Consider the following 15,461-nt stretch of genomic DNA (forward strand, 5'->3'; position numbering starts at 1 on the left):
GCTTGATAGTGGAAATAGCGTCAGGTACGTTCATAAACCAGACGGCCATCAACATAAGTACGATAAATGGAACGGTCATCGCCCAGAGTCATCATGACGAACAGCTTGTCGATGAGTGACACCGAGTTGTCGTAGCGCAGCTGCTGAAGCGGGGTGGCGGTAGGTTCCAGCACCACAAAGTCAGCCTCTTTGCCAATATTGAAGTTGCCAATACAGTGGTCGAGATCCAGCGAGTGCGCGCCACCAAGCGTCGCGAGGTAAAAGGCCTCGAAAGCCGAGAGTCTGGCCCCCTGCAGCTGCATCACCTTGTAGGCCTCGTTCAGGGTTTGCAGCATGTTGAAGGTGGTTCCGGCGCCAATGTCGGTCCCCATCCCGACCGCCACCTTTTTGTGCCAGGCCTTTTGCAGGTTGAATAACCCGCTGCCGAGATACAGGTTGGAGGTCGGGCAGAAGGCGATAGAGGAACGGGTGTCGCGCAGGCAATCCCACTCTTTTTCTTCCAGATGTACGCAGTGGGCGAAGACCGATTTTCTGCCGGTCAGCCCAAACTGGTGATAGACGTCGAGGTAGCCGTCGTGCTCCGGAAACAACGCCTTAACCCAGGCGATTTCATCCACGTTTTCACACAGATGCGTATGTACCCAGGTATCGGGATACTCTTCGCGCAAACGGTGGGCGACGGCCAGCTGCTCCGGCGTGGAGGTCGGCGCAAAGCGCGGCGTAATGGCATACTGCAGGCGGCCATGGTTGTGCCAGCGCTCAATGAGCGCTTTGCTTTGCTGATAACTGCTCTCCACCGTATCGAGGAGATAGTCCGGGGCGTTCCTGTCCATCATCACCTTACCGGCGATCATCCGCATATTGATGTGGCTTGCGGCCTCGAACAGCGCGTCTACGGATTCCGGATGTACGGTGCCAAACACCAGCGCGGTGGTGGTGCCGTTGCGCAGCAGCTGTTTTAAAAAGAACGACGACATCTCACGGGCATATTCGAGATCGGCGTAGCGACGTTCAGTCGGGAACGTATGTTTGTTCAGCCACTCCAGCAGCTGTTCGCCGTAGGCACCGACCATTTCGCTCTGCGGGTAGTGGATATGCGTATCGACAAAGCCGGGAACCACCAGCTTGCCGCGATAGTCGCGCACGCGAACGCAGGGCGGGACCATCTCTTTACCCGTTTCCCATTCGCCAATCCACTCGACTTTCCCTTCGCGGATAAGCATCAGACCGTCTTCGGTAAAGCGCAGCGCCGATTCAATTTCTTCCGGATGCTCAACGGTACGAGTGACGTCAAGGAAGCTGCCACGTACGGCTTTTAAGTTGTGTTCTCCTGACATACTGATTTCCTTTTTATTCCAGTTCGTTAACGGTAGCGTCGGTGGCGATAACCGGTTCTTCGCGGCGTAGAGGAATGAGCAAGTTAAGGATGATGGCGGTTAAGCCCCCGGCGCAGATAGGGTTTTCGACCAGCACGTAGATAGACGCGGGCAGCGCCTGGAACAGAGCTGGATCGTAAGAGACGCCAAGGCCGAGCCCGAGGGACGTGGCCACAATCAGCGTTTCACGGCGCTTCAGGCCGTTGGTGATGATGATGCGGATCCCGGCAATGGCGATCATCGAGAACATCAGCGTCATCGCACCGCCGAGCACCGGAGCCGGAAAAGTGGTAAAGAAGCGGCCGATAACCGGGAACAGGCCGAGGATAACCAGCAGCACGGCGATGATTTTGCCGACATAGCGCGACGCCACGCCGGTCATCTGGATAACGCCATTATTCTGCGCAAAGGTAGTGAGCGGCAGCGAACCGAGCGCCGAGGCAATCACCGACACCAGGCCGTCTGCCAGCACGCCGCCCTTCAGCCGCTGCTGGTATTCATCTCCCTCGACCGGCTGCTGAGATACAATGGCGGTGGCGGTGATGGAGCCGACTGCTTCCAGCACGCTCAGCAGGTAGATGATGCCGACGACCAGAAACTGATGAAAATCGAAGGAGAAGCCGTACTTGAACGGCTGCGGGATGGTGATGAGCGGCAGGTTACGCATCACGCTAAAATCAACCATGCCGAGGCACAGCGCGACGAGATACCCCACCATCAGCCCGACGGCTATCCCACACATGCGCATTAACGGGCTGCGCATGCAGTTGAAACCGATAACCACCAGCAGCACCAGAAGGCCGAGACCGATATTCTGATAATCCCCGAAAGTGCCGCTGTTTTTGGCGGCCAGACCGCCGCCAAAATCGATAATACCGACCTTAATCAGGCTCAGACCAATCATCAGTACCACAACGCCGCTGACGGTTGGGGTAATGACACGCCGCAGATAAGGGAGCACGAAAGAGGAGCCAACGACCAGAAAGGCGCCGACAAACGACACGCCCAGCAGGGAAGACATAATCAGCTCTTCGTGAATGCCGTCGCTGCGCATACTGGTCCCGATGGCGATCATTGCGGTCACGAACGAGAAGTTAACGGACTGAATGGAGAGCAGGCCAGAGCCGACTCGTCCGTAGCGGTTAACCTGTAACCAGGTGCCTACGCCGGAGGCGATCATCGCCATAGAGACCAGATAGGCGGTGGTTTCGGTGGAGAGCTTTAGTGAGGCACCGACGATCAGTGCGGGGGTGACCATCGGAACAAAAATGGCGAGCAGATGAGTAATGGCGCCAAGCAGGCCCTGTCTCATCGGTGGTTTATCTTCCAGCTTATAAATAAGATCGGATTCGGACTGGGTAATATCAGACATCCCTTCACTCCTTCAAAGTAAATTTGATCATCTGAAACGACTGCTTACCATCCGCTTAATCGTCAAACTGGAACGTCAGGTACAGCTATCCCTGAGAATGTCTCTCATATAGTGATGATCAGCAGATGCGGTAAAACCTGTGTGGGGCTGCGGGGCAGCCCCGTTCAATGACGATGCTTACAGTTTGCCTAGTGCGGTGAGTATTTTCTCCGGTGTGAAGTGCCATTCACGTAGCCACACACCACAGGCATCGTGAATCGCGGTGGCAATAGACGGGGCCGCGCCGTTAACGCCGATCTCAGAGATCGACTTCGCGCCAAACGGACCCACTTTGTCGTCGCTTGGCACCAGTACCGCACGGAAGTCGCGCGGTATGTCGCCAATTTTTGGTGCGCCATAGCTGCGCAGATCGCGGTTGATCGGGTGACCTTCACGATCGTAGATAATCTCTTCCATCAGGCTGTGGCCGATAGCACGCAGGGAAGCCCCGTAGATTTGCCCCAGCGCCAGGTCCGGGTTCACCGGGGTGCCGCAGTCAAGCAGGGCATAGAACTTCTCAAGCCGTATCTCACCGCTGCGCACGTTCACCGCCACTTCCGCGAAGTTAGCCCCATACGGGAAGGCGAAGTCCGGAGAGGTATAGCAGGCTGTCGCAACCAGCACGCCAAAGCCGGTGCCGGTCTCGGCCTCGTGGGCGATTTTGGCATAGCTTATCTCGCCCTTCTTACCGCGCACGACGCCCGGTGCCACCAGCTCGACGTCTTCCTCCGGTTCACCCAGAAGTGCAGCACCGTGGAAGCGGATTTTCGCCAGCAGGTTCTCCGCCGCCATACGCGCCGCGTTGCCGGAGAAGCAGGTGCCGGAAGAGGCGTAGGCGCCTTTATCAAACAGCGCGTGGTCGGTGTCGCCGGAAATCACGTGCACATCCTCAAGCGGGCAGTGCAGCACCTCGGCGGTCAGCTTGGCGACCACGGTATCAAGACCGGTCCCGATATCCGCACCGCCGGAATGCACAATGAACGTGCCGTCCGACTCCAGCTTAACCATACAGTTGGCCTGGTCGATATCCGGGATCCCGGATTTTTGCATGATGATCGCCACACCACGCCCGGTGCGCCAGTCGCCGTTCTGCGGTTTCGGAGAATCCCACTGGATCATTTCACGACCCTGGCGCAGGATCTCTTCCAGCGCGCAGCTGGCGGCGGTTGGCACCGACGTCGGCGCTTTCCCTTCGCCAATAGCGCCAAGGATCTTCAGCTCCTGGCCTTCGTGAACGCGGTTGCGTTCAATGATGTCGAGCTGATCGATCTTCAGCTGTTCTGCCAGCTCTGCCAGCGCCATGGTGAGGGCGAAGTTGCCTTTTGGCGCGCCGTAGCCCTGGTAGGCTCCGGCCGGACAGATGTTGCTGTAGTAGGTGGTGACGGTGAAATTCACGTTGTCGCACGGGTACAGCGGCAGCGAGAGCGCCGGGCCGTTAGACGGCACCGTCAGCGCGTGGTTGCCGTAAGGGCCGGTATTGGCACGGAAATCCATGTCGATAGCCGTCAGGCGACCATCTTTTTTCGCCCCGAGTTTCACGGTGACTTTCGCCACGTGGCGGCTGGTATTCGCGATAAACTCTTCTTCACGGGTGTAGCGGAAATAGACCGGACGCCCGGTCACGCAGGTCGCCCAGGCGCAAACCTCCTCCAGCAGGATGTCCTGCTTAGAACCGAAGCCGCCGCCCACGCGCTCTTTCACGACGTGAACCTTGTTTTGCTTCATGCCGACGATACGCGCAACCTGGCGGCGCACGTGCCACGGTACCTGGGTAGAGGCGTGGATCACCAGGCGATCGCCGTCCATACGGGTAAAGCAGATGTGTGTTTCCGTCGGGCACTGCTGCGCCTGAGTGGAACGGTAGGTACGCTCGATGATGACATCCGCATCGGCAAAACCGCGCGCTACGTCACCGATATGGCCGTGAACGCCAGCGGCGATGTTTTTACGCGGACGGGCGCCGATTGGGAAGTTAACGATCATATGCTCGCCGCGATCGACAGCGTGATGGTTATCTTCTTCCAGCGTATCCGGCGCGCCGACACCATACACGACCGGTTCGTCGTGGATAACCGGAGCATCTTCCGCCATCGCCTCGTCGATAGACATCACCGGTTTGAGGACCTCGTACTCCACCTCAATCAGCGCCATTGCCGCCATGGCAATCTCTTCGCTCTCTGCAACAATGGCGGCAACGCGATCGCCAACGTGACGCAGTTTTTTGCCAAACATACGGCGGTCGAGCGGCGAGGGCTCTGGGGCGCTCTGGCCACCCGGCGTGTAGTAAATATCCGGGCAGTTCAGGTGGGTGATCACGTGGACAACCCCGGGCAGCGCTTCTGCTTTGCTGACGTCGAGGTGGGTGATGAGCGCATGCGGATGCGGGCTGCGCAGCATCTTAACGACGCAGGCATCTGCGGTGATGCGGTCCTCCACGTAGCATGGTTTGGCCTGCACCATTTTCGCGGCGTCTGATTTCGGGTGGATCTTGCCGATAACCGCGAGATCGTCGCGGAAGGTGGGGGCGTATTCAGAGGCCAGCTGCGGATTGGTTTTGCGGGCAATCGCCAGCTCGATAACCTGGTAGAACTGCTGATACCCGGCATCGCGACTGAAAATGCCGGACAGGGCATCGTCAATCTCGTCGCGAGTTGGCTCGGCAATACGGTCCAGCAGATCGCTGATGATGAGTGCGGTGGCCGGATCGCTGTAACCCGACTGCACCACGCCAACGTCGACCATGGCCTGCTGCACAAGGCTCAGCTGATTCCAGCTCCCCAGAGATTCAGCGGTACGCACGATGGCTTTATCGAGCTGTGCGGCAATCAGTAACGAGGCGTTGACGATGCGACCGTTGAACAGAATGGCATCAGTACCGGCGAAGCCGAAGCCGTCGTCGCTGTTACGTACGGAGTGCATCCCTAAGTTAAACAGTAGCCGTTGAACGTTTTCGCCAGGTGCGACTTTCAGCTCGCGCACGCTGTCATTCAGATTGAAATGGATGATCATGCTAATTCCTCTCCCATTTGCTGGCAGTCAGCGAACAGGTCCGCTACCGCCACTCCTGCGATATAACGTTTATAATCGGCACTGCCGCGAATATCCGCACGCGGGAAGACGGCCTCACGCACGGCGTGCTCAAGTGCTTCACCTTCCAGCTGCTGTGCTTCGACGTCACGCAGACGAACAGGAATGTCTGCAACACCGTCAATGGCGATGCGCGTTTCTCCTTTGTTGGTGACGGCAACGGCGGCAGTCACCACCGAGAGCCCTGCATGGGAACGGCTGATGCGCCGGGTTGCGCAGGCACGGAAGGGATCATGGATAACAATTTCGGTTAACAGCTGATCGTCTCGGGAGGCGAGCCAGGCTTCGAGCGGCAGCGTGTCACCGTTGGCAAATACCAGCAGCGCATCCAGTGCCAGTAGTACCGGAATGAGCACCGACTCTTCCTGACAGGCGGCAATTTCACCACCGAGAGTCGACTGATTACGCAGGTGACGAGAATCAATGAACCCCAGCGCGTCATACAGGGCGTCGGGGATGAAGTTGAGTTCCCGGAGCGTCTGCAGTCTGGACATCAACCCGATGCGCAGGCAGCCGTTATCCCAGTCGGCCCAGTCCAGGGACAGGTCTTCCAGCGAGATGGCGATACGCTTATCGGTGCGTCCGGGCATGGCATTGAGCTTACTGCCGCCTGCAAACCAGACGGCTTGCTCCTTGTAGTGGCTTTTTAACTCCAGCGCTTGTTCGATGGAGTCTGGTCTGAAAAATTGCTCAATCATGAATTCATCCTCATCGGCACCTCCCCGCAGCGGCGGGGAGGTCACGGGTTTAGTTCAGTGCATCCATGCGCTGCCATAGTTTCGCAGCAGCTTTTCTCGCTTCGGCGAAGATAGGCTCATAGTCGAAGGCAAATTCGCGATCTTCGTAAATCATCGCGCCATTCACCATCACGCTGTTCACGTTATTCGCGCTAATGCCAAACGCTAGATGACCGGCGATGTTCTCGGCAATAAGCGGCGTCGGCGAGGCATAATCGCAAATGGTCAGATCGGCTTTGTATCCGGCTTCCAGACGCCCAAATTTGGCGTTGAAGTTGCGGCTTAACAGCGTGTTGCCGTTAGTCAGCGCGCGGGCAAAGCTGTCTGGCCACAGCGGGCCACCGGCATCGCGATGTTTGAAGAAGGCAAACTTCAGCTCCTCGAACATGTCGGAGCCGATACCGTCGGTGCCGAGTGCCAGGTTGCGGTACTCGGTCAGGCGATGGTTATAGCCCACCTGGTTGTTCATGTTTGAACGCGAGTTATGCACCAGGAAACCGTCATTTTCATTCAGCAAACGAATATCGTTGTCGGAAAGATACAGGCCATGCGCGATCAGCGTTTTGCTGTTAATCAGGTCATACTCCGCCAGTCTTTCCAGCAGGTCTTTACCGTAGTGATGATGGCTGTGAGAAACGTCGTATTTATCCTCAGCCGCGTGGATGTGCAGACCGCGACCGGTAGCGATAGTGGCTTCGCGCAGCATCGACAGCCCCTCGTCGGAGAGGGTAAACGGCGCGTGGGCGCCGATGTGCGCTTCCACCAGGTAAGGTTCCTGGCCTTTGGTACGGGCGGCGTCAATTTCGCGAGCGAAGCGGATATTCTCTTCCACGCTGTCCTGCTGCTCTTTCTGCCCGCCGTTACGGTTGGTGGTTTCGAAGCAGGTCATGCCACGCAGACCCACTTTCAGGAAGGCGTTTCGCAGCTGGCTCAGGGAGCCAGCAATGTAGTTTGGCGACGCGTGGTGGTCGATAACCGAAGTACAGCCGCTGCGGATAGCCTCCATCGAGCAGATAAGGCCGCTGTAATAGAGAGACTCTTCGTCGAGCGCGCGGTCGAGCCTCCACCACAGGTTTTTCAGCGTAGAGATGAAATCCGGGCACGGGGCGATGTTGGCCTGAACCCCACGTGACAAGCCAGAGTAGAAGTGGTTGTGCGAGCAGACGATCCCCGGCATCACAATCTTGCCGTGCATCTCTTTAACGCGCGCATCGGGGTAGCGCTGGCTCAGCGCACTCCCTACTTCGCGGATCACATCCCCTTCAATCGCGATATCGACGTTTTCCTGCACGCTCGCCGGATAAAGCTGCACGGCGGTGGCATTTTTCAGGATTAACATACTCATACTTCGACGCCTCCCAACAGGTAGTGGTGATGTTGATGTACCTGGCTGATGATGCGGCACATGTCTTCCAGCTGTGGCGGGATCTGTTCAAACTCGCCACCCTCATCGATATTCAGAACCCAGGTTTCGCTGCCCTGGCGCACGTGTACCCGGTCGTCTTCCACAAAGAAGCCAGGGTTAGTGCTGTTGGTGAAATCCTGCGGCAGGCTGAACACGGTGAGCTTGTCTTTGTACGGTTTACCCTGCCATGGGCAGAACTGGGCGCAGTTACCGCACTCGTTGCAGTAGGCATCAAGGTGCAGCGTCTGGAAGCGGTTCTGGAAGCCTGGTACGGCAATGGAGACGTTGGCGCGATTCGGGCAGACGTCGACGCATTTACTGCAGACGTAGTTACATTCGAGGCAGCGTGAGGCTTCCTGTGCCACGAAGGCGTCGCGATCGTCTTTGCCAACGTTTTCGATAACAATCGCCCCTTTACGGCGATAGATCTCCGCCGGGTCGACGTTGTTCCAGTGCTTGTCACTGTGGTGTGAACGGATGTTTTCTCGCGCAAGGATGGCGTCGGACGCGCGGCGAGCGTTACCAATCGCCGAGACAATGGAAGACGGTCCACGCTGGACGTCGCCAATCAGGAATACGCCATTTTTCCGTGTTTCGCCCTCAGCGTTAACTTCCGGCCAGCCGCTGGCATCCATCGGAATGCCCATTGCTTCCAGCGCGTCGCAGTCCTGCTGCTCGCCAATCGAGGTGATCACCGTGGTCACGTGCATGGTGCGGGTTTCGTCTGTTTCAACCGGGCGGCGACGGCCTTTTTCATCCGGCTCGCCTAAACGCATGACGCGTACGGTCAGGGTGCCGTCGGCATCGAACTGTTCCGGGTTGCTGAGGAACATGAATTCAACGCCATCATGTACCGCTTCTTCGTACTCTTCACGCCAGGCTGGCATTTCCTGCAGCGAGCGGCGGTAAACGATGGTGGCTTTCTCAACCCCTGGCATCCGCAGCGCAGTCCGCGCGCAGTCCATCGCGGTGTTACCGGCACCGATAACCACCACGTGTTTACCCAGATGCATTTCCACGCCACGATTGTATTCACGCAGGAACGGCAGTGACTTCAGCACGTTAGCGTTATCGCCGCGCAGTTTGATACCGCTGTTTTTGTCGGTGCCGACACCGACCAGCACGTATTTGAAGCCGTCTTCCTGCAGTTTTTCGACCGTCAGATCCGGCTCGCAGCCGTAGACGATGTTAACGCCGTGGGCGACGACAAAATCGATATCCTGCTGGATGAGCTCACCCGGGATACGGAACTGGGGAATGACGTTTCTGACCACGCCACCAGCGTTGGCTTCGCGCTCAAACAGTGTGACCGGGTGGCCAGCGCGGGCAAGGAAGTAACCCGCTGCCAGACCCGCCGGGCCTGCGCCGATCACCGCTACCGGGTTCAGTGAGCCAGAGCCAGCCGGCTTGTGCCAGCGTTCCTGGTAGCCTTCCCAGCCTTTTTCCAGCGCGATTTTCTTAAGCTCGCGGATGTTGAGGGAGCTGTCGTAATCCAGACGAGTACAGTTGTACTGGCACTGGTGATCGCAGATATGGCCGGTGATTGCCGGCAGGGCGTTGCGCTGATAGATGAGCTCCAGCGCTTCAACGTAGCGCTGCTCACCCATCAGGCGAATGTACTCAGGAATATCCTGTTTGATGGCGCAGGCGGTGACGCACGGTGCCACGTAGCAATCGGTGAGCGGCAGTTTTTCCGAGACTTCAATACGGTCTTCTGGCTTCCAGTGTTTCTGGGTGTACTCCATGCTGACCGCGCGCTCTGCCAGCGCATCCAGACGAGCGACGTCGATGGTGGTCATATCCCAGCCATCGGCCTGCTCCAGCTCGCGCATACACTCGCTCAGGCGCAGATAACCGCCCGGTTTCAACAGATCGGTTGCCATGGTTATCGGGCGAATACCGGTTTCAAAGATATCGCGTACGGTCAGCTGGCTGGCGCCGCCGGAGTAGGAGATAGGCAGCTTGCCGTTGAAGGCGCGGGACAGCATGGCGGCTACGTTGATAGACAACGGGAACAGCGCACGCCCGGACATGTACATCTCTTCACCCGGCAGCGCCCCTTTGTGGTTGATGGTGCCCAGGGTGTTGGTGAGCTTAACGCCGAAGCCGAGGTGCTTGTCTTTGGCAAGCGACATCAGGCGTTCCAGCATTTCGAGCGCCTGGCCGATTTTCAGGTCGTGATCGAAGGATTCTTCTTTCAGGCCAACGTAGTCGAAGCCGCAGGTATCGAGGATTTCGCGCACACGGGCGTAGCCGAGCAGCGTCGGGTTCAGCTTCACAAAGGTATTGAGTGATTTTTCTTCGAGCATGTAGCGACAGATGGCTTCAATTTCATCTGGCGGGCAGCCGTGCATGGTAGAGAGCGTTACGCCATGGACCATGGATGCCGGAATACGCTCGCAAAGGGTGCTTAACTGCGGGCGAATGTCGTTGAGCTGGTGGCGGTCAAGGAAGGCTTCATTGTTCAGCCAGCGCTGCAACGTGTCGCGGTACATGGCGAACTTCGGATGCGCCGAGGCATCCATCATGTTGTCGATGAACTGCTGCATCGGCGGTTGCTTGATGCCGTCGAGGTTGTAGCCCACGCTCATGTTGAAAATAAAGGATTTTCCGGATGATGACGGCGTCAGCGGGAACACTTCTTCCAGCAGGTGCAGCACAAACCAGGCCTTCAGATATTCGTCCCAGGCTTTCAGCAGGGTGAACTCCGTGGACCACTCGGTGTTGAAGCACTCATCTTCGGCATCAATACACGGTTTTTCCAGCTCCAGGCGGTCGAGGATCTGGACGGTTTTTAGCTCAATAAAGCGCCCACCGGTCAGCCAGGAGGTGATGATGTTCTGTGCGAGTTGGGTGTGTGGACCGGCGGCCGGGCCGATTGGCGTGGCGCAGCTTTCACCAAAAACCCGGGTATCATGTTGTTTGGCTGGTGAATAGAATTGCTGCTCAGGAATACCGAAAATTGAGCGGTGATCGTGGTACTCATCAAAAATGCGCGTCAAAAGTTCCTCAAATGGGACGGGACGCATGATATCACCCATAACCCTCTCCTTTTTTTTCATACACAGTGGTGTATCAGGTGGAATCAACATTCGGCATCACGGGAATACCGATAGATTGAGGGTTAATGGAGCAACAATCGCACCAGTTATTCTGTTGCGAAGTTGGATATGTTTAAATTTGTGAACTACTTCGAAAGTTAATCCTTTTTTGTGAAATGTCTCACGTGGGGTAAATGAGAATTAAACTCACTCATTACTGTCGTGGTTTATTATTTCTCAAAATCTATTTTACCCTATCAGAATGATAATAAAGCCTGCGAAGAGTTTATTTCCGCCCGCGCAAACGATTGACTTTTTAATTCAGTCGCGATAAATCGTTTGCAGGTTGATAAAATCGTTCGGGGTATCAATATCAAAAATGATACCGCGATCGCCGACGTCAATTCGCCGATGCGGTGACGCGAGGAGTGCTTTACGCATTGAGCTATACGACGTTTGGCTGACGGTGTGCTGGAGCCGTTCGCGGCTTAGCAAAATAGGGTGCCCTGGCGTGCCGCCGTGCTCCGGCAGCAGCGCTTCTGCGCCACGCAGCGACCACAGGGTATGGAAGACGGATTGCGGCAGACAGGGGACATCACCCAGGGTGATGAAACAGTAATCCGTATTGACGATTGTGGCCCCGGCTTTGACTGAGGAAAAAAGCCCGGTCGCATAATCGGCGTTATACACCAGACTAATATTCCCTCGCCCGGCATATTTTTCGTGAAGTTCATCACTACGATGTCCCGTCACTAATATAATTCGTGAGCAGAATTGCAGCGCATTTTTAATACTTGCATCAAGAATTGTCCCATCTCGCCAGGGTAACATCATTTTCCATTGCCCCATTCGTGACGAAAGTCCCGCGGCGGTAATAATACAATCGACCTGTTGCATAACACTCTCTGTATAAATTGGCGAATGAAAAATATACCGCAGACCGACGATCTCTTTTTTGATTTAAACGCTTCTTCGCGACCACTGGTTATCTCTGCGGTGGGCGCCGGGGGGAAAACCAGCCTGCTTTTCTGGCTGGCGACGCTTTTGCAGCAGGCGGGAAGACGGGTGCTGCTGACCACTACCACGCATATGTTTGTCCCCGATGCCTGCCCGGTACTGCTGTGCCGCGATCCTTCCACACTTCCTGCCCCGGCTTTCCAGCAGCCGCTGCTGGGCTGCTTCTCTACCTGGCTTCCTGCCGTGGGCAAGGTACGTGGGTTTTCTCCTGAGCAGATTGATGTGCTGGCGGCACGCGCCGATGTCGACGTGATTCTGGTAGAAGCTGACGGCGCTCACGGTTTTGCACTTAAGGCGCCAAATGAGCATGAACCTTGCATCCCACAGTGTAGCTGCTGTGTGATTGCCGTGACCGGGGGAAAAATGCTCGGACAAAAAGTGGGACCGTCCAACGTGCATCGTTGGCCTGGTTTTAGCCGCTTAACCGGTGTTGAAGCTGGCGAGACGCTGGATGTGGCTGCGCTGATCCGCCTAGTTCAGCACCCGCTGGGCGCGTTTAAAAACGTACCGGAGGGCTGCCGCCGCATCTGGCTGATTAATCAATATTCTCAAAATGAGAATATTGCCGGAGACATGTTAACGCCGCTACTGGAATGCAGCGATGTGGAGGCCATCTGGATCGGGGCCGTGCAGGAAATCCCGGCAATAACACGCAGATTTGTGAGATAGCAGGTCCGGGCGACCGGATCATCAGAAAGGATATCCATTGAGGTTTTTATGAATATTTTCTCAGAAGCTGCAAAACTTGAAGAACAAAACCGTCCATTTGCGCTGGCACAGATTGTTGATAGCCGGGGATCAACGCCGCGCCATTCCGCCCAAATGTTGATTCGCGAAGACGGAACGATAGTCGGCACCATCGGTGGCGGCATGGTCGAGCGCAAGGTGATTGATGAAGCGCTGGACGCACTGCGCTGCAAAGAACCACGCCTGTTTCATGGCCGGATGGCGCGCAACGGTAGCGACGCCGTCGGTTCGGACTGCGGTGGGGCAATGTCGGTTTATATCAGCGTACACGGGCTTCGGCCTCGCCTGGTGCTGATTGGTGCCGGGCACGTCAATCGGGCTATTGCCCAGGGAGCCGCGCTGCTGGGGTTCGAAATCTCGGTCGCCGACATTTATCTTGAAAGCCTCAACCCGCAGCATTTTCCCCCTTCAGCACAGCTGATCCACGCCGAGTCGTTTTCTGAGGCGGTCGACAAACTGGCGATAACGCCAGACAACTTCGTGCTGATTGCCACCAATAACAAAGATCGGGAAGCGCTGGATAAGCTTATTGCACAGCCTGCCGCGTGGCTTGGGCTGCTGGCCAGCCGTCGCAAGGTGCAGGTCTTTTTACGTCAGATGCGCGAGAGCGGCGTAGACGAGGCGTTGATTCAGCGTCTGCATGCACCGGTGGGCTACAACATTGGTGCAGAAACACCGAATGAAATCGCCATCAGCGTGCTGGCGGAAATCCTGCAGATAAAAAATCAGGCTCCAGGTGGGCTGATGATGGCGGCGACACATCCGTCACAGCACCAGCGCGTGGTTATCCGCGGCGCCGGGGATATTGCCACCGGCGTGGCGCTGCGTCTGTATCATGCGGGCTTTAAAGTCATCATGCTGGAGGTGGATAAACCCACGGTTATCCGCCGCAGCGTGGCGTTTGCACAGGCGATTTTCCAGGAAGAAATGCAGGTTGAGGGCGTCACGGCGCGCAAGGTGAATTCTGCCGAAGAGGCCATTCGGGTGGCTGAAAGTGGCGTTATTCCGATCCTTATCGATCCGCTGTGCGAATCGCTGCATCTGCTCAAACCAGGATGCGTGGTTGATGCAATTCTGGCGAAAGAGAATATGGGTACCCACTGCGGGCTGGCACCGATAACCATCGCCCTTGGCCCAGGCTTCTGCGCCGGGAAGGACTGCAATGCCGTGATCGAAACGAATCGCGGTCACTGGCTGGGACAGGTGATTTATCAGGGCAGCGCTCAGGAAAACACCGGGATCCCGGGTAATATTCAGGGGCACACCTCGCGCCGGGTGATCCGCGCACCGATGGCGGGAATTATGTGCGCCAGGGTGCAGCTGGGCGACATCGTGAATGAAGGCGATGTGATTGCCAGCATCGGGGAAACCGAAATTCTGGCGCCCCTTTCCGGTATGGTTCGCGGCTTGCTCAGCGATGGGCTGGTGGTGAACAGTGGCTTCAAAATCGGTGATATCGATCCTCGCGGCGAGGGAGCTGACTATACCAGCGTTTCTGACAAGGCCCGGGCGATTGGTGGCGGCGTTCTGGAAGCGCTGATGATGCTGATGCACAAGGGCGTAAAGTCTACCCAGCAGGTGCTGACGGTCGCCTGATTTAACGTTATAAAAAACCGGAGCACGTTGCTCCGGTTTTTTGTTGCCCCGAATATCCCCTTACTGACAGATAACGGTGCCGGTTTTCCCTTCGATCCCTTCTTTGGCTTTGCTCAGCACGGTGATCAGCGCCTCGCGGCCCGGGCGGGAGCGGGCAAACGATGCCGCAGCTTCCACTTTCGGCAGCATTGAGCCTTTAGCAAAGTGACCTTCTTCGATGAAACGTTCTGCGTCACTCAACGACAGGCGGTCGAGCCACTGTTCGTTCGGCTTGCCGAAGTTGATCGCCACTTTCTCCACGGCGGTAAGGATAATCAGCATGTCCGCGTCGATCATTGCCGCAAGCGTTGCGCTGGCCCAGTCTTTATCAATAACCGCGCTGGCGCCGCGCAGGTGGTTACCTTCACGCGTTACCGGGATACCGCCGCCACCGACGGTGATCACGACCTGGCCCGCTTCCATCATCGCTTTCACGCTTTCTTTTTCTATGATGTCGACCGGCTTCGGCGAAGCCACTACGCGGCGGTAGCCACGACCGGCGTCTTCTACCATGGTGTAGCCCTGGAGGGAGAGCTGGTCGGCTTCTTCTTTGTTGAAGAACGAGCCGATAGGCTTGGTCGGGTTTTTGAACGCTGGATCGCCCGCATCAACTTCAACCTGCGTAATCAACGTTGCTACCGGCACCTGCATGTTGCGGGAAAGCAGCTCTTCGCGCAGCGCGTTTTGCAGATCGTAACCGATGTAGCCCTGGCTCAGCGCCACGCAGACCGACATCGGCAGCATTGGTGTGTGGGCTTCGGTTTTTGCCGCTGCTTCAAAGGCCAGGTTGATCATGCCTACCTGTGGACCGTTACCGTGGGTAACCACAACCTGGTGACCCTGGGCAATCAGATCGACGATCGCCTGCGCGGTCAGTTTTACCGCCTGCATCTGCCCGGCAAGGTCATCACCTAAGGCATTCCCGCCGAGGGCGAGAACAATTTTCTTACTCATCTATTCCTCACTTCGTTGTTATTGACCCTGCGGGAGAGTCCCCGCTGCGGT

10 protein-coding genes are annotated in these 15,461 nt (G+C 56.8%); 2 read left to right on the forward strand and 8 right to left on the reverse strand.

Annotated elements, in window-relative coordinates:
• Positions 1 to 20 precede the first annotated feature (20 nt).
• From guaD to C7387_RS16560, 7 genes are all read right to left on the reverse strand, one after another.
• On the reverse strand, positions 21 to 1,337 hold the full coding sequence (gene guaD / locus C7387_RS16530; RefSeq protein WP_120817113.1) for a guanine deaminase: 1,317 nt from the start codon (positions 1,335 to 1,337) through the stop codon (positions 21 to 23).
• A 13-nt stretch (positions 1,338 to 1,350) separates the two neighbouring features.
• Positions 1,351 to 2,748 carry a nucleobase:cation symporter-2 family protein gene (locus tag C7387_RS16535; RefSeq protein WP_006816933.1) on the reverse strand — a complete coding sequence of 466 codons (1,398 nt, stop codon included), beginning with the start codon at positions 2,746 to 2,748 and terminating at the stop codon, positions 1,351 to 1,353.
• Between the two features lie 177 nt (positions 2,749 to 2,925).
• On the reverse strand, positions 2,926 to 5,796 hold the full coding sequence (locus tag C7387_RS16540) for a molybdopterin-dependent oxidoreductase Mo/Fe-S-binding subunit (protein ID WP_120817114.1): 2,871 nt from the start codon (positions 5,794 to 5,796) through the stop codon (positions 2,926 to 2,928).
• Complete coding sequence (ygfM, locus tag C7387_RS16545; RefSeq protein ID WP_006816935.1) at positions 5,793 to 6,572, reverse strand: molybdopterin-dependent oxidoreductase FAD-binding subunit; 780 nt, start codon at positions 6,570 to 6,572, stop codon at positions 5,793 to 5,795. The genes C7387_RS16540 and ygfM overlap by 4 nt, the downstream gene beginning before the upstream one ends.
• A gap of 49 nt (positions 6,573 to 6,621) precedes the next feature.
• Entirely contained in the window at positions 6,622 to 7,956 is a 1,335-nt protein-coding gene (gene ssnA, locus C7387_RS16550; RefSeq protein WP_120817115.1) for a putative aminohydrolase SsnA, read from the reverse strand.
• The gene (gene ygfK / locus C7387_RS16555) at positions 7,953 to 11,057 is read right to left on the reverse strand and encodes a putative selenate reductase subunit YgfK (RefSeq protein ID WP_038252429.1); all 3,105 of its coding nucleotides are present in this window, start codon (positions 11,055 to 11,057) and stop codon (positions 7,953 to 7,955) included. The genes ssnA and ygfK overlap by 4 nt, the downstream gene beginning before the upstream one ends.
• A 321-nt stretch (positions 11,058 to 11,378) precedes the next feature.
• A complete protein-coding gene (locus tag C7387_RS16560; protein WP_120817116.1) occupies positions 11,379 to 11,954 on the reverse strand; it encodes an NTP transferase domain-containing protein in 576 nt (191 codons plus the stop codon).
• Between the two features lie 24 nt (positions 11,955 to 11,978).
• Here C7387_RS16560 and yqeC point away from each other — a divergent pair, with 24 nt between their 5' ends.
• Both yqeC and yqeB read left to right on the forward strand, forming a co-directional pair.
• Entirely contained in the window at positions 11,979 to 12,743 is a 765-nt protein-coding gene (gene yqeC, locus C7387_RS16565) for a selenium cofactor biosynthesis protein YqeC (protein WP_006816939.1), read from the forward strand.
• Between the two features lie 48 nt (positions 12,744 to 12,791).
• The gene (gene yqeB / locus C7387_RS16570; protein WP_120817117.1) at positions 12,792 to 14,417 is read left to right on the forward strand and encodes a selenium-dependent molybdenum cofactor biosynthesis protein YqeB; all 1,626 of its coding nucleotides are present in this window, start codon (positions 12,792 to 12,794) and stop codon (positions 14,415 to 14,417) included.
• 60 nt (positions 14,418 to 14,477) lie between these two features.
• Here yqeB and arcC read toward each other — a convergent pair whose 3' ends face one another.
• Positions 14,478 to 15,410: a carbamate kinase gene (arcC, locus tag C7387_RS16575; RefSeq protein ID WP_120817118.1), complete on the reverse strand. Its 933-nt coding sequence runs from the start codon at positions 15,408 to 15,410 to the stop codon at positions 14,478 to 14,480.
• Positions 15,411 to 15,461 lie beyond the last annotated feature (51 nt).

This window comes from Yokenella regensburgei, assembly GCF_003634235.1.
Classification (GTDB): Bacteria; Pseudomonadota; Gammaproteobacteria; order Enterobacterales; family Enterobacteriaceae; genus Yokenella; species Yokenella regensburgei.